This window comes from Tsukamurella pseudospumae, assembly GCF_001575205.1.
Taxonomy (GTDB): Bacteria; Actinomycetota; Actinomycetes; order Mycobacteriales; family Mycobacteriaceae; genus Tsukamurella; species Tsukamurella pseudospumae.
Window position 1 is genome coordinate 66,497 of sequence record NZ_LSRE01000011.1, and the last position, 18,931, is coordinate 85,427.

The following is an 18,931-nucleotide window of genomic DNA, read 5'->3' on the forward strand; positions in this document are numbered from 1 at the left end:
GTCTAGACTCGCGGAGTGCCCGAACCGTCCGCCTCGGCCCGCGCGGCCCGCACCACAGCCCGGACCGCCGCGATCACCGGCGCCCTCGGAGTGCTGTTCGCGCTGCTCACGCCATTCATGCCGGTGCAGCAGACCACCGCGGCCCTCACCTGGCCGCAGAGCGGCTCCCTGGACCCGGTGGCCGCACCGCTCGTCTCCTACGTCCCCGATCGGGTCTCCGTCTCGGTGCCCTGCGCGGCGGTCGCCGAGCTGCCCGGCGGTACCGGGACCCTGGTCGCGACCGGACCCGTCGATTCCCCGGACACTCTCCGACGGGGCCTCTCGATCGCGGTCAACACGCTGCCGGACCAGCGGCGCATGCTCGAGGTGGTGGTGCGCAACACGCCGCTGCTGACGGTCGACGTGGCGGCGCTCGCCGCACCGAGCTGCGGCGCGATCGTCTTCACCGGTGATTCGAAGACGGTGAAGGCCGAGGTCACGGGTATCACCGGACCCGACGGGCAGTCGATCCGCGGCGGCAAGGACAACGGCTTCGACTACCGCCCGCAGATGGTCGGCGTGTTCACGAGCCTGCACGGCACGGTCGCCGACGCCACGAGAATTCAGTTTCACGCGGACATCGACACCCGCTACTCGACGGTGCCCGCCCCTGCCCGCTGGGTGGTGATCGTCCTCGCGGTCGTGCTGATCCTGGCGAGCCTGGTCGCGCTGCACCGGCTGGACGTCGCGGCGGACGGCCGGCGGCACCGTCGGGTCCTGCCGGACGGCTGGTGGCGGCCCACCAGGATCGACAGCACCGTCATCGCCCTGCTCGTGACCTGGCACGTGATCGGGGCGAACACCTCCGACGACGGCTACATCCTGACGATGGCGCGGACGGCGAGCGAGGCGGGCTACACGGCGAACTACTACCGCTGGTACGGCGCACCCGAGACCCCGTTCGGCTGGTACTACCAGGCCTTCGCGTGGCTCGCGCACTTCTCGACCGCGAGCCCCTGGGTCCGGCTGCCCGCGCTGATCTGCGGGATCGCGACCTGGCTCATCATCAGCCGGGAGGTCGTCCCGCGCCTCGGCCGGGCGGCGCGGTCGCGGTTCGCACTGTGGGCCGCCGGTGGCGTCTTCCTGGTGTACTGGTTCGCCTTCAACAACGGCCTGCGTCCGGAGCCCGTCATCGCGCTGGGCGCACTGCTGACGTGGTGCTCGGTCGAGCGGGCGATCGCCACGGGCCGGGTGCTGCCCTTCGCCGCCGCCGCGATCGTCGCGGGCTGGACGGTGGCCGCCGGTCCGACGGGCATCATGACGGTCGCGGCGCTGCTCGCCGGGGTCCGCCCCGTGGGACGGCGCATCCTCGCGCGGGCCCGCAGCAGCGGGCTCGACCGCCGCCTGGTCGTCACGGCGTACGTCGCGCCCGTGCTCGCCGGCGGCGTCCTGTTGGTGCCGATCATCTTCTCCAAGCTCACCGCCTCGGCCTTCGTGGCCAAGACCCTCATGCAGTCCGACGTGGGCACCGTCGTCGACACCAAGAAGTGGTACAACGAGATCGACCGGTACTCGGCCCTGTTCACGTTCACGGCCGACGGCGGCGTCGCCCGACGGTTCGCGGTCCTCGTCACCGTCCTCTGCCTGCTGCTCGCGGGCGCGGTGCTGCTGCGCAAGGGCCGCATTCCGGGCGCGAGCCTCGGCCCCGGCCGACGCCTCCTCGCCGTCACCTTCGGCGGTCTGCTGCTGCTGATGTTCACCCCGACCAAGTGGACGCACCAGTTCGGTGCGTTCGCCGGGCTCGCGGGCGCCCTGGCGGCCCTGACGGCGATCGCCGTCGCGCCGGCCGCGATGCGGAGCCCCCGCAACCGCGCGCTCACCGCGGCCGCGGTCTTCCTGGTCCTGGGGCTGTCCTTCAGCGGCCCGAACGGCTGGTGGTACGCCAGCAACTACGGCGTCCCGTGGGGCGAGTCGACGGTGCTCGCGCTCGGCGGGATCTTCTTCGCGGCGTGCGGCGCGTCCGTGCTGGCCGCGGGCTGGATCCACTTCCACGAGCCCCAGCCCGCTCCGGTGCCCGGCCCGCTGCGACGCGTCATCGGCGCCGCCGGCCGGCAGTCGCCGCTGACGTGGGCCGCTGGTGCGGTCGTCGTGTTGTGCATCGGCTCGATGGTGGCGACGACGACCCTCACGCAGTTCTCGTCCTTCTCCAACGGCAAGGCGAACCTGCAGACTCTCGCGGGCAAGGAGTGCAACCTCGCCGACTTCGTGCTCACCGAGCCGGACCCCACGTCGGGCCTGCTGCTCCCGCTGGACGGGAACACGCGGGACGGGCTGGCCGGGCCGGGCACCACCGGTGTCTCACCCGACGGGGTTCCGACCATCATCAACGCCACCACCAGCTCGAACACCGACGACTCGAGCACCTCGCTCGACGCGATGGCGCGGCTGCCCCAGGACACCACCTCGGGTCGGACGGCGACCGCGGGGATCAACGGCTCGCACATGCGGCTGCCCTACGGCCTCGACCCGGCGCAGACCCCCGTCCTGGGCTCGTACTCGCAGGAGGCGCAGTCGCCGGCGAAGATCGTCTCGAAGTGGTACCCGCTGCCGGCCGCCGCTGCGGACCAGTCGCTGATCACCCTGTCCGCGGCCGGCCGGTTCACCGACGACGAGCTCTACCTCGAGTACACGACCGACCGCACCGCCCCCGGCGCGGATCCGAAGGTCGCGGGTAAGAAGGCCCTCATCGACATCGGGCCCAAGCCCGCCTGGCGGAACCTGCGGCTCCCGCGCACCGATCTGCCGGCCGATGTCACGGCGATCCGGGTGGTCGCCGTCGACGACGACCTGGCCATCGACCACTGGTTGGCGGTGACGCCGCCGCGGGTGTCCAAGTTGGTCACCGCGCAGCAGTTGATCGGCTCCACCGAGCCGGTGCTGCTGGATTGGACGTCGGGCCTGGCGTTCCCGTGCCAGCGCCCGTTCACGCATCGCAACGGGGTCGCAGAGATCCCGCAATGGCGGATCACCCCGGACCAGAACCTCTCGCCGGTGACGACCGAGTGGGAGGGCACGCTCGGCGGCGGCCCGCTCGGCTGGACGCAGATGCTGCTCCAACAGGAGAAGATCCCCGCCTACCTCAGGGGGGATCTGGGACAGGACTTCGGCGACGTGATGCGGCTCGTGCCGTACTCGCAGGCTCGTGCGGCGGATCTCACACTGGGCACCCGCACCGTCTGGGGGACGCACGTCGAGGCGCCGATCCGCAAGGACAAGACGGATTCGTGACCGCGTTTCCTGACCTGCGGCATCGCACCGACTGAGAATCCGGTAAGCGATCGGACGAACACCGGCGGGCGAATCGGTTCTCACAGCCGACTCGAATACCATGAGCACCCGTGCCCGTGCCTACGTCCCGCTCCGAGTCGGAGTCCGCGCCGCAGCGGCGAGCCGTCGTCGATGCGCCTCGCAGCGTCGGCATCGCCCGCATCGCCGCGCTCGTCGCCGGCGCCGTCGGCCTGCTGCTCTGCCTGCTGACCCCGCTCCTGCCCGTCCAGCAGACCACCGCCTCGCTGGACTGGCCGCAACTGCAACCCGCCGCGCAGAGCGCGAACGTCACGGCCTCCCTCGTCGCGCAGTCCCCCGCGGACCTCACGGCGACGGTGCCGTGCTCAGTGATCGCGCGCGCCGCGCAGTCCGGCGGCACCGTGCTCTCGACGCTGCCCATCGGCACCGGCCCGGCTCGTGACCTGGGGCTGACGGTCACCGTCGGGGCTCCCGGTCCCGGCCAGTCGGTGACGGTGGCCTCCCGCAACACCGTCATCGCCGCCGCCCCGATCGACCGGACGCGCACCTGCTCGCAGCTCCGGATCTGGTCGAGCCCCACCGAGGTGGGGGCGCGGTTCGAGGGCACCGACATCGCCAGCACCGTCCCGACGGAGAACCGCCCCGTGATGGGCGGTGTGTTCACCTCGCTGAGCCCCGCGGACGTCGCCGCAGCCGGCCCCGGCCTGCGCCTGCACGCCGAGATCGACACCCGGTTCGAGCTGCATCCCGCGCCGCTCAAGGCCGTCGCGATGACGATCGGCCTGCTGTGCGTGCTCGCCGCCCTGGTCGCGCTGTGGCTGCTGGACCGGGGCTTCGGCCACCACCGCCGGACCCCGCACCGCACGCTGCGGCAGCTCGTCCTGCCCCGCCTGGTCGACGTCGCCGTGATCGGCGGCCTCGTGCTGTGGACCTTCCTGGGCGCCGGAAGCTCGGACGACGGCTACATCCTGTCGATGGGCAAGGTGGCCCCCGAGGCCGGCTACACCGCGAACTACTACCGATTCTTCGGCGCGCCCGAGGCGCCCTTCGACTGGTACTACTCCTTCCTCTCGCACTGGGCCTCGGTCTCGTCCAACGCGCTGTGGATGCGGCTGCCGATGCTCGCGGCGGGCGTCGTCACCTGGCTGCTGCTCAGCCGCGTGCTGCTCCCCCGGCTCGGGCCGGCGATCCGGCGCTACCCGCTCGCGACCTGGGCGGCCGGCGCGATGCTGCTGGCCTTCTGGTTCCCGCTGAACTCGGGCCTGCGGTCGGAGCCGATCATCGTGCTCGGCACCATCGTCACGTGGGCGGCCGTGGAGCGGACCGTCGCGACGCGCCGGGCGCTCCCGGCGGCGATCGCGGCGCTGGCCACGGGCCTCACGCTGGGCCTCGCGCCGCAGGGCGTCATCGCCGCGGCACTGCTGCTGTCCTCGTCGGCGGCGATCCTGCGGGTGCTGATCGCGCGGCGGCGAGAGGCCGGCCTGGCCGCGCTGGTGCTGCCGATCCTCGCGGCGGGCGCCGTGATCGTGCCGATCGCCTTCCGCGACCAGTCCCTCGCGTCGGTGGCCGAGGCCATCCGGATCCGGCTCGAGGTGGGTCCGGCGGCGCCGTGGACCCAGGAGTACCTGCGCTTCTTCTTCCTCACCGTGAACACGAACGACGGCTCGCTGGTCCGCCGCGTCCCGGTCTACCTGTTCGTGATGTGCCTGTTCGTGGCGCTGTTCATGATGCTGCGCGGCCACCGCATCCCGCGCATCGCTCCGGGTCCCGTGTGGCGCCTGGTGGGCGCGGTGTTCATCGGCGCGGCCCTGCTCACGCTCACGCCGACCAAGTGGACGGTGCACTTCGGGGTGTACGCCGGGCTCGCCGCCGCGCTCGCCGCAGTGACGACGGTGGCCGTGGTCGAGGCCGCGCGCACCTCCGTCCGGAACTTCACCTTCTTCCTGTGCGGCATGATCTTCGCGCTGGCGGCGGCCTTCGCCGGGTACAACCTGTGGGCGTGGCCGTACCTGTGGGGCGTGCCCTGGTTCGACCGCCAGCCGGTGCTGGCCGGCATCAGCTTCAGCGGGGCGCTCCTGGTCCTCGCGGGCCTGACCGGCGCCCTCGCGGCCTGGCAGCACTTCCGGATGGACTTCCGCCGGCGCGGCGAGGGCGGCCTGGTCGAGGACGGCACCGTCGACGATGCCGCGCTCGAGGACGCCGATCTCGCCACCCACACCCGCGCCGACCACGACCAGGCGGTGCGCAGCCGCCGGCGACTGCAGCTGGCCTCGCTGCCGCTCGTCGTGGTGCTGGGCCTGCTGGTGCTCGGCGAGGGCGCGATCTTCGCCAAGGCGATGGTCTCGAACCCGTCGACCTACACCGTGGCGAAGGGCAACCTGGACGCGCTGCGGGGCAACAGCTGCGGGATGGCCGACAAGGTCCTCGTCGAGACCGACCCCAACGCCGACATGCTGACCTCGGCCGACGGCCGTCCGGCCGAGCAGGCGCTGGTCGGGGCGGGCTCGCACGGTTTCACGCCCGACGGTGTCGCGACCGAGCTCAAGCCACTCCCGATCAGCTCGGCGCCGGGCCAGATCAACATGGCCTCGCCGATCACGCAGCCCTTCACCTCGACGGCGGCGACGGCCGGCACCGGCGGCGGCACCGGCCCGAAGACGATCAACGGCAGCACCGCGGCCCTGCCCTACGGCCTGGACCCCGCGCGCACCCCGGTGGTCGGCTCGTACGGCCAGAACACGGTGCCCGCCGAGCTGTTCACCGACTGGTACTCGTTGCCCGCGCGCTCGAAGGACCGGCCGCTGGTCACCTTCGCGGCGTCGGGCTCGATCGCCTCGGTCGGCCCGACGGGCAAGAAGGAGTACGGGCAGCCCGTGAACCTGGAGTGGGCGGAGCGCCGTCCCGACGGCTCGCTCGGCGCCCGCGGCTCGCTGGATCCGATCGATCCCGGGCCGAACAAGCCCTGGCGCAACCTGCGCTTCCCGGTGGAGGCCATTCCGGCCGCCGCGAACGTCGTCCGCATCCACGTGCGCGATCCGAACCTGGGCGCGCAGGACTGGGTGGCCGTGACGCCGCCGCGGGTGCCGCGCCTGCGCACGCTGCAGGAGGTCGTGGGTAGCACGGACCCGGTGCTGCTCGACCTACTCGTGGGCCAGCAGTTCCCGTGCCAGCGCCCGATGGCGATCCGCAACGGCGTGTACGAGCTCCCGAAGTGGCGCATCCTGCCGACGCGCAAGGACGCGCTGTCGACGTCGTCGACCTGGCAGGCGCGCGAGGCCGGCGGCCTGCTGACGGTGCCCGACACCCTCCTGAGTACGACAACCCTGCCCACGTACATGACCGGGGACCTCGCCCGGGACTGGGGCGACCTGCAGAAGTACACGCCCATCGCCGACGACACCCCCGCTGCCGCCCTCACGGTCGGCACGCAGACGCGGTCCGGATGGTGGCGCCAGGGCCCGATCCGGGCGCTGACGAACCAGACCGTGAAGAACTAGGAACGTCTCATGACACGCGAGAACTCGACCGTCCCGCCGGAGCGGCGCTACGGGAAGTGGCGCATCGTCGCCGCGGTGGCCGGTGTGCTGGGCTTCGTCCTGGCGATCCTGACGCCCTTCCTGCCGGTGAAGGAGACCACCACCGCGATCCACTGGCCGCAGAACGGCCGCGTGAGCAATGTGGACGCGCCGCTGGTCTCGTACACGCCCGTCCGGCTCGACGTGTCGCTGCCCTGCACCCTGGTGAACGAGCTGCCGCCGCAGGGCGGGACGCTGCTGCGCACCCTGCCCGAGGACGGTCCGCGCTCGAGCCGCCAGGGCCTGGTGATCCGCGCCGACGCGAAGAACGTCATCGTGGCCGACCGCGACGTGGCGCTGGCCACCGCCAGCCGCGCCGACGTGGCCCGCGGCGGCGCCGGGTGCGTCATCGGCTTCGTCTCGACGCCCGAGTCGACCACCGCGTCCTTCAACGGCATGCCCGCGGGAGCGCAGACCTCGAACCAGCTCTCCAACACCGTCGCCGACCCGAACCTGCGCCCGCAGATCACCGGTTTCTACTCGGACCTGCCCGCGACCACCCCGGTCGCCGGTATGGACGTCAAGACCCAGGTCGACACCCGGTACAACAGCTCTCCGTCGCCGATCAAGCTGGCCGCGATCATCATCGGGATCGCGTCGACGATCCTCGCCATGGTGGCGCTGGGCTTCCTCGACCTGCGCGACGGTCGCGGCCACGTCCGGATCATGCCGCCGGGTTGGCTGCGCCCCCGGCCGGTGGATTTCACCGTGATCGCGGCGCTCGGCATCTGGTGGCTGATCGGGCCGAACACCTCCGATGACGGTTACCAGCTGACGATGGCCACGCAGGCCGGTCACAGCGGGTACATGATCAACTACTTCCGCAGCTTCGGCGTGCCGGAGAATCCGTTCGGCTGGAACGACTACCTGTTCACGCTGATCTCGCACGTCACCACCGCGGCGCCCGCCATGCGGATCCCCGGCCTGGTCTTCGGCCTGTTGACCTGGCTTGTGATCTCCCGCGAGATGATCCCCCGGCTCGGCCGCGCGGTGCGCAACAACCCTGCCGCCATGTGGGCGGGCGCCGGCGGCTTCCTGCTGATCTGGCTGCCGCTCAACAACGGCCTGCGCCCCGAGCCCGCCGTGGTCTTCTTCTCGCTGCTGACCTGGGTGTCGGTGGAGCGCACCATCGCCACCGGCCGGCTGCTCCCGGTGGCCATCGCCGTGCCCTGCGCCGCGCTGAGCCTGGGCGCCGCCCCGGGCGGCCTGATCGCCGTCGCGGCCCTGCTCGCGGCGTCGCGGCAGATCGTCACGCGGATCGTCAAGCGCCGCAAGCGGGACGGCCTGCTGCCGCTCGTCGCGCCCATCCTCGCGTCCGGCACGGCATATCTGTTCTACGCCTTCTTCAGCCCGACCTTCGCCTCGCTGCGCGAGGCCATCACGGTCAAGGGCGTCACCGGTCCCACGCTGCAGTGGTACGAGGAAGGCGTCCGCTACTACTACCTGATGCTCGAGACCGAGGACGGCTCGCTGGTGCGCCGCATCGGCGTGCTGACGGCCTTCCTCTGCCTGCTCACGGTGCTCGTGTTCATGCTGCGCCGCAAGCGTCCCGCAGGCATCGCGTCGGGCCCGGTCTGGCGGCTCATGGCGGTCTTCTTCGCGACGATCGTGCTGCTCGCCTTCACTCCCACGAAGTGGACGCACCACCTGGGCCTGTTCGCCGGCTACGCGGCCGGTATCGCGGCCGTCGCGGCCACGCTGACGATGACGCCGATGATGCGCTCCAAGCGCAACCGCGTCTTCTTCGCCGCCGCGGCGCTGTTCATCGTCGGGATCTCGTTCGCGGCCCGCATCGGCTACTACTGGGTGGGCACCTACGGCATCCCGTGGAACACCATGCCGCCGCAGCTGTTCGGGCTGCAGCTCTCCTGGGTGTTCTTCGCCGCGGCCGTCCTGACCGCGCTGTACGGGCTGTGGTTGCACTACCGCCGCGACTACGCACCGGAGCCGACGAAGCCCGGCGGCCGCGCCATCCCCACGCTGGCGATCCTCACCATGCTCATGGTGCTGCTCGACATCACCACCATGGCGAAGGGCGCCTACACCCAGCGCGGCAGCTTCTCCTGGACGGCGTCCAACGCCCGTGCGCTGCAGGGCGACACGTGCTCGATGGCGGACTACGTCCTCGTCGAGGGCGACCCGAACGCCGGGCAGCTCAAGCCGGCCCCTCGGCCCGACGGTTCCGTGCCCACCGCCGCCCAGGCCCTCGCCGGGAAGTCCACGGGCTTCACCCCCACCGGCGTTCCCAGCTGGGTCTCGCCGGTGCTGTCCGATCCCGGCCACAACACCGACTCGACCAACCAGGACGTGCCGGAGACGGTGGGCGGCAAGCGCGATCCGGATTACAAGACCGACGGCGTGCCCCTCCCGTTCGGCCTGAACCCGGCGACCACGCCGGTCCTCGGCTCCGGCGGCGCGACGGGTCTGGCGAACCTCACCACCGATTGGTACACGCTCGGCGCCGTCACCGACCGCACGCCGCTGGTCACCCTGTCGGTCGCGGGTTCCATCGCTGCGACCGGGTTGAACGGCGTCAAGCGGGACGGCCGCACGCTGTACCTGGAGGCCGGGCACCGCTCCGCGAACGGTGCGGTGCAGCCGCTGGGCCGCATGACGCCCATCGACGCGTGGACCAACAACAACTGGCGGAACCTGCGGTTCCCCACCGCCGATCTGCCCAAGGGCACCGACACGGTGCGTGTCGTGATCGACGACCGGGTGCCCTCGCCGGACCCCGTCGTGCTGACGCCCCCGCGCCTGACCACGATGAAGACGGCGCAGGAGCTGCTGGGCCGGAACACCGTGGTCTCGCTGGACTTCATGGTGGCCTTCGCCTTCCCGTGCCAGCACCAGGTGCGCGCGCTCAACGGCGTCTTCGAGCGCCCCGAGTACCGGATCTCGCCGGACTACCTCGCCACGATCAACACCTCGAACACGTGGCAGGGCTGGAAGACCGGCGGTCCGCTCGGCGTGACCGATGCCGTGTACCACGAGCAGGTCGTTCCGACCTATCTGCGGGGCAAGTGGGCCATGGACTGGGGCACGTTGACGAAGTTCACGCCGTGGACGCCCGCGGAACCCGCGCAGCTGGAGATCGGCTCGACGACGCGCAGCGGCTGGTACACGCCCGGACCGATGCGCTCGGCCCCGTACTGATCCGCCCGGCGGGCGTACCGTCGGAGGTATGGAACCGCTCACCGGACACCGCATCGAGGACGTCACCCGGCGCACGCTGCGGGCGTCGTTCGGGGTGCTCGCCCGCGCTTTCACCGACGATCCGGTGCTGCGGTGGGTCCAGCCGCGCCGTGGTCGCGACGCGGCGGTCTTCGCCGGGATCCACATCGCCTCCCACGGGGCGCCCGGCACCGGCCATCTCCTGTTCGACGGTGCCGTCCCCGTCGGCGCGGCGTACTGGGATCCGCCCGGTTACGAGCCGCCCGTGGCGCGCCAGGTCGCGTCGCTGCCCGTCCTGATCGCAGGGATCACCACCGGGCTGCGCCGCGGGGCACGGTTGGTGCAGGCGCTCGAGGAGCGCAGACCGACGGAGCCGCACTGGTACCTGGCCACGCTGGGCGCGGTGATCCCGGGCCGCGGTATCGGCTCTGCACTGCTACGGCACGGCCTCGACAAGGTCTCGGGCCCGGCCTATCTCGAGTCGAGCAACCCGCGCAACGTACCGCTGTACCGGCGCTTCGGGTTCGAGCCCCTCGCGCCGATCCGGTTGCCCGGCGGCCCGGAGCTCATCCCGATGTTCCGGCCCGCGCGGTAGCGCTCGGACCGGGGCGGGTCAGCGCACGCCCTCCCACACCGCCATGATCGCCGCATCCGGGTCGGTCTCGAGCGGCTCGTCGCCGCCGAACACCCGCACCTGGCGACCGGCCGCATACGGCGCCCACCCGGGATCCTCGCCGCGCGCGAAGCGCACCCAGGTGCCGTGCATCTCGTCGGCGAGCGCCTGCGGCGGGTTCGGCCCGGTGAGCGCCTGGGCCGTGGTCCGCTGCAGCGTGTCGAACACGAAGGGCAGTTCGACGGCGTGCGTCGCCCCCAGCGTCCCCCCGAGGGCGGTGGAGCGGTAGTCGAAGCGGTAGACGAAGGTGTCCGACGGTGCGCCGTCCCGCGCCTCTGCGAGGCGGTTGGCCGGCACGGTGAAGGTCCGGTCCTCGAGCAGGAGCGTGAACAGCTCGCCGGACGTCCGCGCCCCGCGAGCCCGGTAGGCCTCGACGGCCGCCTGGGGATCGGGGAAGCCGTAGAGCGCGGCAGCGCCGAGCGCCGCGGGTTCGGGAATGTGATCGATCACGCCACCGGGGACGATGAACAGGCGCCCCTCCTCGAGGTTCCGTCCGATCAGCATCCGGACATCGGAACCGGTGCCGTCGCGGAGGGATTCGATCGGCAGCACCGGCAGCACATCGTCTCCGACGGTGGGCTCCCAGGCCATGGTGTCGGCGACGACCTCGCCCCAGCGGCCGGGATCGGGCTGGGCGGCGATCTCCGCGGAGAGCGCCTTGGAGGCGGCCACCACCTCGAGGATCGGTACGGCGCCGAGCGCCTCCCGGGTGGGATCGACGCCGAGCTTCGCGGCGAGCGCGCGGGCGACCGTCTGCGCGGTGCTGCGGCGCAGACCGTGGTGCCCGGCACCGCTCTCCAGGATCGTCTGGGTGAACAGTCCCTGCGCCAGAGGCGAACTCAGCAACGATGCCACGCTCATCGCACCCGCGGACTCACCCATGATCGTCACCCGCGCCGGATCGCCGCCGAACGCCGCGATGTTGTCCTGCACCCAGTGCAGCGCCTGGATCTGGTCCCGCAGGCCGACATTGGTGTGATCGTCACCGAGGTCGAGGAAGCCGAGGGCGCCGAGGCGGTAGTTGATCGAGACGAACACCAGGCCGTCCCGGGCGAAGGCGGCACCGTCGTAGGTGGGGATCCGCGCGGTGCCCGCACGGAAGGCGCCGCCGTGGATCCACACCAGGACCGGCGCGCTCCCCGCCGTGTCCGGGGTCCAGACGTTGAGGTTCAGGCACTCCGCCCCCGGAAAGTCCGGCTCGTCCGCGAGGACCTCGTTGATCGGGGGGTCGTACGCGGCCTTGGGCACCGTCGGTCCGAAAACCGTGGCGTCGCGCTCCCCGTCCCACGGTTCCGGGGGCGTGGCGGGCAGGAACCAGCCGGCACCGTCGAGCGGGGCGGCGTAGGGCAGGCCCAGGAACCGGGCCACACCCCGCTCGACGGTGCCGCGCACGCGGCCGGAACGGGTCTCTGCGGTGACGAAGTCGGTCATGCCTCCTGTCTACCGGGCGAGCTCCTCCTTCGGATCGGTTTCGATCGCCTTCGGATCGATGTCGATCGGACCGGAATGATCTGCGTCGTAGGCCTCGACGGTGACCAGTTCCCCGGTGTGCGGGGGGTGGTACAGGTCCTCGGGGACCTCGCCGTCGGAGTAGACGGGCAGGTCGTCCGAGGGAAGTACGTCGGTGCTGTCGTCGGTGACGGCGAGGGTGTTGGCGTGCCAGCGCATGCGCTCGCCGAGCTCCTCGCGGTGCGTGCGCTCCGCGACGATCAGCGGGTCGTGCCAGAGGTCCATCATCAGCGCCACGCACATGCCGATCATCACCACCAGGAAGGGCGCCGCCGCGATGATCGCCATCTGTTTGATGCCGGTGAGGGCGTCGTCGCCGCTGACCCAGAGCAACAGGGCGGCAACGGTTCCGGTGAGCACACCCCAGAAGATGGTGATCAGCCGATTCGGCTCCTCCGCGCCGCGCTGGGACAGGGTGCCCATGACGATGGACGCGGAGTCCGCGCCGGAGACGAAGAAGATCCCGACCAGCAGGACCACGAGGAAGGCCGTGATCGTCGGCCACGGGAGGTGACCGAGCGAGTCGAAGAGCAGTACCTCCTCGTTCTCCGCCTTGCTGACCCCGAGACCCGCCTGTTCCTGGTGGATCGCGGTGCCGCCGAAGATGGCGAACCACACCAACGAGACCAGGGTCGGCACGCACATCACGCCGATGACGAACTCGCGGATGGTGCGCCCCTTGGAGATCTTGGCGAGGAACAAGCCGACGAAGGGGGTCCAGCTGACCCACCACGCCCAGTAGAAGATGCTCCAGGTGGCGAGCCACTTGCCCGCGTCGGGCTCGTTGGCCGCGGAGCGCGCGGACATGTCCATGAAGTCGGCGAAGTACGCGCCGATCGAGGTGGGCAGCAGGTTCAGGATGAACACGGTGGGGCCCACGACGAAGACGAACACCGCGAGGATCAGGGCGAGCACCATGTTGGTGTTCGACAGCCACTGAATACCCTTGGCGATGCCCGAGACCGCGGAGGCCACGAACGCGAGCGTGAGGACGGCGATGATGCCGACCAGCAGCAGTTTGCTGGAACCGTTCTCCGCCCAGCCGAGCCGTTCGAATCCGGCGCCCACCTGCGCGGCGCCCAGGCCGAGGGACGCGGTGGTGCCGAACAGCGTGGCGAAGATGGCGAGGATGTCGATCACCCGGCCGCCCACGCCGTGCCCGCCGGTGCGGTTGAAGATCGGCGCGAACACCGAGCTGATCAGCTGGCTGCGCCCGCACCGGTAGGTGCTGTAGGCGATGGCCAGGCCGACCACGGCGTAGATGGCCCACGGGTGGAAACCCCAGTGGAACATCGTGGTCGCCATCGCGACGGCCACGTCGTGGCTGTTCATGCCGGGCGGTGCACCGACGAAGTGGGCGATCGGTTCCGCAGCGCCGAAGAACATCAGGCCGATGCCCATGCCGGCGCTGAACATCATCGCGATCCACGAAACGGTCTTGTACTCGGGCTTCTCGCCGTCCCGGCCCAGCGGAATGCGGCCGAATCGGGAGATGGCGAGGAAGGCGGCGAAGAGGACGAAGAAGCTGGCGGCGATGAGGAACAGCCAGCCCAGGTCCGTGATGATCCAATTGAGGACATCGGAGGTCGTCTTCTTCAACCCATCCGAATCCAGGAAACCCCAGAGGACGAACGCCAGAACAGCAGCGGCCGTCACGCCGAACACGACCCAGTCGGTCGTCCGGCGATGGTCTCCTGTCTTATTAGTTGCAGTAGCCATGATCCCACTAGATCACAGTGGTCATGGCACTGGTCAAATCTCCGGCGAACCTCCCCGGCGCGCAAAGCGGCGAACTAGACTGCGCGACCTGCGGGTTCGCACTCGCATCACGCCGACGGCACGACCGACCGCACCCAGCCCTCCAGACCGCGCGGGTTGCGCGTCTGCAGTAGCACCCGGCCGGGCCCGGTGAACTCGAAGACCATGCCCTCGCCGGACTTCATGGACTGGATCCACTTGCCCTGCACGGCGCGCCGCATGGTGAACTGCATGTTCAGGTCGTAGGCCACCACGTGACCGGTGTCGATCACCACCTGCTCGCCGGGCTGCAGGTCGATCACGTCGATCGCGCCGTAGCAGGCGACGAGCACCTCGCCCTGGCCGGCGGCCTGCAGGCCGAACGCGCCCTCGCCGCCGAAAAAGGTCTTGGCGCCGCCGAACTGGGTGGTGGTCTGCACGCCGTAGGAGCTGGCGAGCCAGCCGCCGCGCGTCACGTAGTAGGGCCGATCGGGCTGGATCTGCAGCACGGCGATGTCGCCGGGGAGCGTGCCCGCGATGTCCACCCATCCGCCCGACGGCGGCGCGGTGAAGGTGGAGACGAAGAAGGACTCGCCGGACAGGAGGCTGCGCTTGAGGCCCTGCATGATGCCGCCCTGCGCCTGCGATTGGAGGTTCATGCCCGCCGAGTGCGCGACCATCGCGCCGGACTCCACGGTCATGGGCTCGTTGGGCGCCAGCTGGCACCGGGCCATCGAGAACGAGGGATTGTGACGGAGCTGTACCTGCATGCCTCCAACCTAGCCGAATCCGGTCAGCAGGCCGCCCGCTCGAGGCGCCGCGCGTCCCGCTCGAGGGCGCGATCGCGCGCCGCCTCGAACCTCCGGGCCCCGACCTCCAGCTCGTCCACGAATGCGCCGATGAGATCCCGCATCCGCGCGGCCTCGCCGGTGAGGTCCGTCCGCTCCAGCAGGCGCCAGTGGCGCAGCACCGGCACCACCACCGCGTCGCGATGCTGCCGCAAGTCGTAGATGCCGTTCTTGGCCATGAGAACCGCGTCGCGCCGGAAGTGCGGCAGCGCGGCGCCGGGCATCTGGAAGTTGGTGAGCACGGCGTGGATAGCGGTCAGCGCCTGTTCCGGCGACACCTCGATCGCTGCGCCGAGAACGTTCCGGTAGAAGAGCATGTGCAGGTTCTCGTCGGCCGCGACGCGGGCCAGCATCCGGTCGGCGACGGGGTCGGCGCACGCGGCGGCGGTGTTGCGGTGGCTGATCCGGGTCGCGAGCTCCTGGAAGGTCACGTAGCTCACCGACAGCAGCATCGAGTTCATCCCCGGCGCGAATCCGTGCTGCATCTGCGTCATCCGGAGGTCCTCGAGCTCGACGGGGTCCACGCCGCGCGTCACGGTCAGGTAGTCGCGCAACACGATCGAGTGCCGCGCCTCCTCCGCCGTCCAGCGGTGCACCCAGAAGCCCCAGGCCCCGTCGAGCGTGAAATTCGCGGCGATCTCGCGGTGGTAGCTGGGCAGGTTGTCCTCGGTGAGCAGGTTCATCACCAATGCCGCGCGCGCTACGGGTGACAGCGCGGAGTCGTCCTCGCGGAAGTCCTCGCCACCGAGCGCCGCGAAGTCCCGGCCGCGGCTCCACGGCACGTAGTCGTGCGGGTGCCAGTCCACCGCCTGCCGCAGGTGCCGGTCGACCTCCCGTTCGGCGGTGTCCGACAGCTCGTACAGCAGTTCCAGATCGGTCAGGTCGTTCATGGCCTCCACCCTGCTCGGGAGGAGGCCGACGGAGCAGTGGCGATCGTCCCCGAGAACGTCCCGCCGCCCGCCCCGACGGTGCGTCTGCGCAGGTGAGGACGTGCGTACTGGACGGACCGGGACAGATGTCCCGAGATCCGTCCCCGGCCGTCCCGCAGCGGGGGCCGGGCCGCCACACGGGCCTACGCTGGGTGCATGCCCTCGGTATTCCTCGTCGACGACCACGAGATCGTCCGGCGCGGACTGGCCGATCTCCTCGCCACGGACGGCACCCACACCGTGGTCGGCGAGGCGTCGACGGTCCGCGAGGCCCTCGCGCGCATCCCCGCCGTACGGCCCGATGTCGCGGTGGTCGACGTGCGCCTGCCCGACGGGTCCGGCATCGACCTCATCCGGACGGTGCGCGGCCACCTTCCCGGCCTGCCCTGCCTCGTGCTCACCTCCTACTCGGACGACGACGCCCTGCTGGACGCGATCACCGCGGGCGCACAGGGCTACGTGCTCAAGCAGATCCGCGGCACGGAGTTGGTGTCCGCCATCCGCACGGTGGCGAGCGGCGGCTCGCTCCTGGACTCGGCGAGCACCGCCCGTGTGCTGCAGCGGATCCGCCGGGCGGACGAGGCCTCGTCCGCGATCCCCGCCGGGCTGACGGGGCAGGAGGAGGCGGTACTGACGCTCCTCGCCGAGGGCTTGACGAACAGGCAGATCGGCGAGCGGATGTTCCTGGCGGAGAAGACCATCCGTAACCACGTGACCGGAATCCTGGCGAAGCTCGGGGTCGAGAATCGCGTGCAGGCGGCGCTGCGGGCCGCACAGTGGCGCGACTCCGGCAGGCCCCGCGGATGAGCGCTTCAGGCCAGGGCGGCGCGCGCCTGCTGCCAGGCGTCGACGGCGGGCGTGCCACGCTGCACCGCCCGCTCCGCGAGCAATCGGCCCAGGAGCCGGCACACGAGGTACTCCCAGTCGAGCTCGTCGACCGTCGCAGTCGTACGCACCTCGTTCCAGCGGGTCAACCGGCCGGTGTACGCGGCCTCGGCGAGGTCGACGACGAGCGCGCGCACGTCCGAGCTGTCCAGCGGGTCGGTGTCGATGGCGTTCACGGTGCCCAGCTTCGCGATCATCGTGGCTGCGCGCCAGGGACTTCCGTCCCGACGACACTCCCCCTTCCTCGAGGCGTGGAACTGTGACCGACGAGCAGCGGACCGGCACGCAGCGGCCGGACACCGACCTGCAGGACATCCTCAGTGCGGTCATGGTCGTCGCCCAGGGCCTGGATCTTCCCGCGACGGTCCGCCGCATCGTCACCTCGGCGATGGCGCTCGTGGACGCGCGCTACGGCGCAGTGGGCGTGAGCAGTGACGACGGCTCGCTCGAGGAGTTCATCTACGTGGGCATCGATGCGAAGACAGCAGCGCGGATCGGCGACCCACCGTGCGGTCGCGGACTGCTCGGGCATCTGCTCGAGGTGCAGCAACCGGTGCGGATCGCCGAACTGTCCGAGCATCCCTCTTCTGTGGGATTCCCGCCGAATCACCCTCCGATGCACAGCTTCCTGGGCGCGCCGATCATCGTGGGCGGGGAGCTGTTCGGCTGCATCTACCTGTCGGAGAAGGCGGACGGGCTGGCCTTCACGGCCAGCGACGCGAAGGCCATCGAGATCTTCGCCGCGGCGACCGCGGTGGCGATCGACAACGCGCAGATGCACTCGGCGGCCATGCGGCAGCAGGAGCGCCTCGGCGAGCTGCAGGTCATCGAAGAGCGCGAACGCATCGGGCGGGACCTGCACGATCACGTGATCCAGCGGATCTTCGCCGCCGGGCTGGGCTTGCAGGTCGCCCGCTCCACCGCGGAGAACGAGCCAGTCCGCGAGCGGCTCGATTCCGTGATCGGTGAACTGGACCGCACGATCGCCGACATCCGCTCGACGATCTTCGAGTTGTCCACCGGTCAGAGCGGATTGCGCACCCGGCTGGTCCGGGCGGTGCGGGCCGTCGCCCACGGCGGCGACCTGTCCGTCGATGTCGGCTTCTCCGGACCGGTGGAGAGCGCGGTGTCCGACGACGCCCTGGCCCGTGACATCGAGGCCGTGGTGATGGAGAGCGTCTCCAACGCGATGCGCCACTCCGGCGGCACGCGAGTCTCGGTCACGGTCATCGCCGGCGGCGACGCGGTCACGGTCGAGGTGGCCGACGACGGCTCCGGCATTCCCGACGGTGGCCGGCGCAGCGGCCTGCGGAACCTCGCGACGAGAGCCGAACTGCGCGGCGGCACCGTCGAACTACTGCCTGCGGATGCGAACGCCGAGCGGCCCGGAGCCGTCGTGCGGTGGTCGGTACCCCGCGCGCCCTAGCGCACGCTCAGACGACCGACGCCGCGGCCAGGGCGGCGTACCCGCCCGTGACGTCGGCGGCGCGGTACAGTCCGATGTCGCGCAGGGCGGCGGCGGCCAGCGAACTGGAGTAGCCCTCCTGGCACATCACGAGCCACCGCACGTCCCAGCCGGTCGCCTCGGGGATGCGGGCGTCGGACGTCGGGTCGAGGCGCCACTCGAGCACGTTCCGCTCGATCACCAACGCCCCTTCGACCGCGCCCTCGGCGGCGCGCTGCGCTGCGGGGCGGGTGTCGACCAGGATCGCGCCCGCGTCCAGTTCCGCGCGCAGGTCCGCCGCCTCGACGCGGTCGATGCGGTCCCTCGCGCTCGCCAGGAGGACATCGATACCACGCCCGCCGGTAGGACCCTCGGGTTCGTCGGTCAGTTCGCTGCGCACCCTGCGGAGCCTACCGCCGGGTGTGACCTCGTAATACGACATCGCGGTGAGCGGCGGAGAGTAGGCGTGCACCGACAGGGTCGGCGCGGCCGCCTCGCCCGATGCGGCGTCGTGCGCCTCGGGATGCCGGGTCACGTCGTGCACCCAGCCGCGGTCGAACGAGGCATGTTCGCCCGGCCCGATCCGCCTCTCCCGCAGAGCCTCACCATCCCAGCTCCACTCGGAGAGCGCACCGTCGACGACGGTGAGCGCGCCGAGCGACCCGGCGTGGTCGTGCAGCTCCGTGGAGCGTTCGGGCACCCAGCTGATCAGCCAGACATCCACCTCGTCGTCGCCCCGCAGGCGCGTGGCCCACCGCTCGTCGACGGGCCACTGCGCCGGGATCACCCGGTCGTAGTCGCCCGCGCGCACCTTCGCGGCCTCGGCCGCGGTGAGCGCCAACAGGTCCGGTGGGTTCTCGGTCATGCGCTCA

The 18,931-nt window shown here is 71.1% G+C and carries 12 protein-coding genes and 1 pseudogene; 6 read left to right on the forward strand and 7 right to left on the reverse strand.

The window, feature by feature from the left end; all coding sequences use genetic code 11:
* Positions 1-15: 15 nt before the first annotated feature.
* The 4 genes from AXK61_RS08710 (at position 16) to AXK61_RS08725 (ending at position 10,629) form a co-directional block, all read left to right on the forward strand.
* Positions 16-3,267 (forward strand): arabinosyltransferase domain-containing protein, encoded by a 3,252-nt coding sequence (locus tag AXK61_RS08710; protein ID WP_068744836.1) that lies wholly within the window; start codon positions 16-18, stop codon positions 3,265-3,267.
* Positions 3,268-3,377: 110 nt separating this feature from the next.
* Positions 3,378-6,782: an arabinosyltransferase domain-containing protein gene (locus AXK61_RS08715; protein ID WP_082789277.1), complete on the forward strand. Its 3,405-nt coding sequence runs from the start codon at positions 3,378-3,380 to the stop codon at positions 6,780-6,782.
* Between the two features lie 9 nt (positions 6,783-6,791).
* Positions 6,792-10,016: an arabinosyltransferase domain-containing protein gene (locus tag AXK61_RS08720; RefSeq protein WP_068744838.1), complete on the forward strand. Its 3,225-nt coding sequence runs from the start codon at positions 6,792-6,794 to the stop codon at positions 10,014-10,016.
* 28 nt (positions 10,017-10,044) lie between these two features.
* Positions 10,045-10,629 (forward strand): N-acetyltransferase, encoded by a 585-nt coding sequence (locus AXK61_RS08725; RefSeq protein ID WP_231855488.1) that lies wholly within the window; start codon positions 10,045-10,047, stop codon positions 10,627-10,629.
* Positions 10,630-10,647: 18 nt separating this feature from the next.
* On the opposite strand, the gene AXK61_RS08730 is transcribed toward AXK61_RS08725, so the two are convergent.
* The 4 genes from AXK61_RS08730 to AXK61_RS08745 all read right to left on the reverse strand — a co-directional run bounded on the left by AXK61_RS08730 (position 10,648) and on the right by AXK61_RS08745 (position 15,691).
* Positions 10,648-12,138 (reverse strand): carboxylesterase/lipase family protein, encoded by a 1,491-nt coding sequence (locus tag AXK61_RS08730; protein WP_068570247.1) that lies wholly within the window; start codon positions 12,136-12,138, stop codon positions 10,648-10,650.
* A 9-nt stretch (positions 12,139-12,147) separates the two neighbouring features.
* On the reverse strand, positions 12,148-13,935 hold the full coding sequence (locus tag AXK61_RS08735; RefSeq protein WP_082777859.1) for a BCCT family transporter: 1,788 nt from the start codon (positions 13,933-13,935) through the stop codon (positions 12,148-12,150).
* Between the two features lie 107 nt (positions 13,936-14,042).
* Positions 14,043-14,723: a TIGR00266 family protein gene (locus tag AXK61_RS08740; protein ID WP_068570246.1), complete on the reverse strand. Its 681-nt coding sequence runs from the start codon at positions 14,721-14,723 to the stop codon at positions 14,043-14,045.
* A gap of 23 nt (positions 14,724-14,746) precedes the next feature.
* Complete coding sequence (locus AXK61_RS08745; RefSeq protein WP_068570311.1) at positions 14,747-15,691, reverse strand: acyl-ACP desaturase; 945 nt, start codon at positions 15,689-15,691, stop codon at positions 14,747-14,749.
* 195 nt (positions 15,692-15,886) lie between these two features.
* On the opposite strand from AXK61_RS08745, the gene AXK61_RS08750 reads away from it, so the two are divergent.
* Positions 15,887-16,537: a response regulator transcription factor gene (locus AXK61_RS08750; RefSeq protein WP_068744839.1), complete on the forward strand. Its 651-nt coding sequence runs from the start codon at positions 15,887-15,889 to the stop codon at positions 16,535-16,537.
* 5 nt (positions 16,538-16,542) lie between these two features.
* Here the strand turns inward: AXK61_RS08750 and AXK61_RS08755 are convergent, their stop codons facing one another.
* A complete protein-coding gene (locus AXK61_RS08755) occupies positions 16,543-16,812 on the reverse strand; it encodes a hypothetical protein (protein WP_068744842.1) in 270 nt (89 codons plus the stop codon).
* 62 nt (positions 16,813-16,874) lie between these two features.
* Between AXK61_RS08755 and AXK61_RS08760 the strand changes: the two genes are divergently transcribed.
* Positions 16,875-18,041 (forward strand): GAF domain-containing sensor histidine kinase, encoded by a 1,167-nt coding sequence (locus AXK61_RS08760; protein WP_068744844.1) that lies wholly within the window; start codon positions 16,875-16,877, stop codon positions 18,039-18,041.
* Positions 18,042-18,048: 7 nt separating this feature from the next.
* Here the strand turns inward: AXK61_RS08760 and AXK61_RS25965 are convergent, their stop codons facing one another.
* Together AXK61_RS25965 and AXK61_RS25670 are read right to left on the reverse strand one after the other, a co-directional pair.
* Complete coding sequence (locus tag AXK61_RS25965) at positions 18,049-18,447, reverse strand: rhodanese-like domain-containing protein (RefSeq protein ID WP_331710553.1); 399 nt, start codon at positions 18,445-18,447, stop codon at positions 18,049-18,051.
* Positions 18,427-18,924, reverse strand: a pseudogene (locus AXK61_RS25670) (cupin domain-containing protein); the annotation flags it as partial. The gene AXK61_RS25965 and the pseudogene AXK61_RS25670, both read right to left, overlap by 21 nt.
* Between the last annotated feature and the right edge of the window lie 7 nt (positions 18,925-18,931).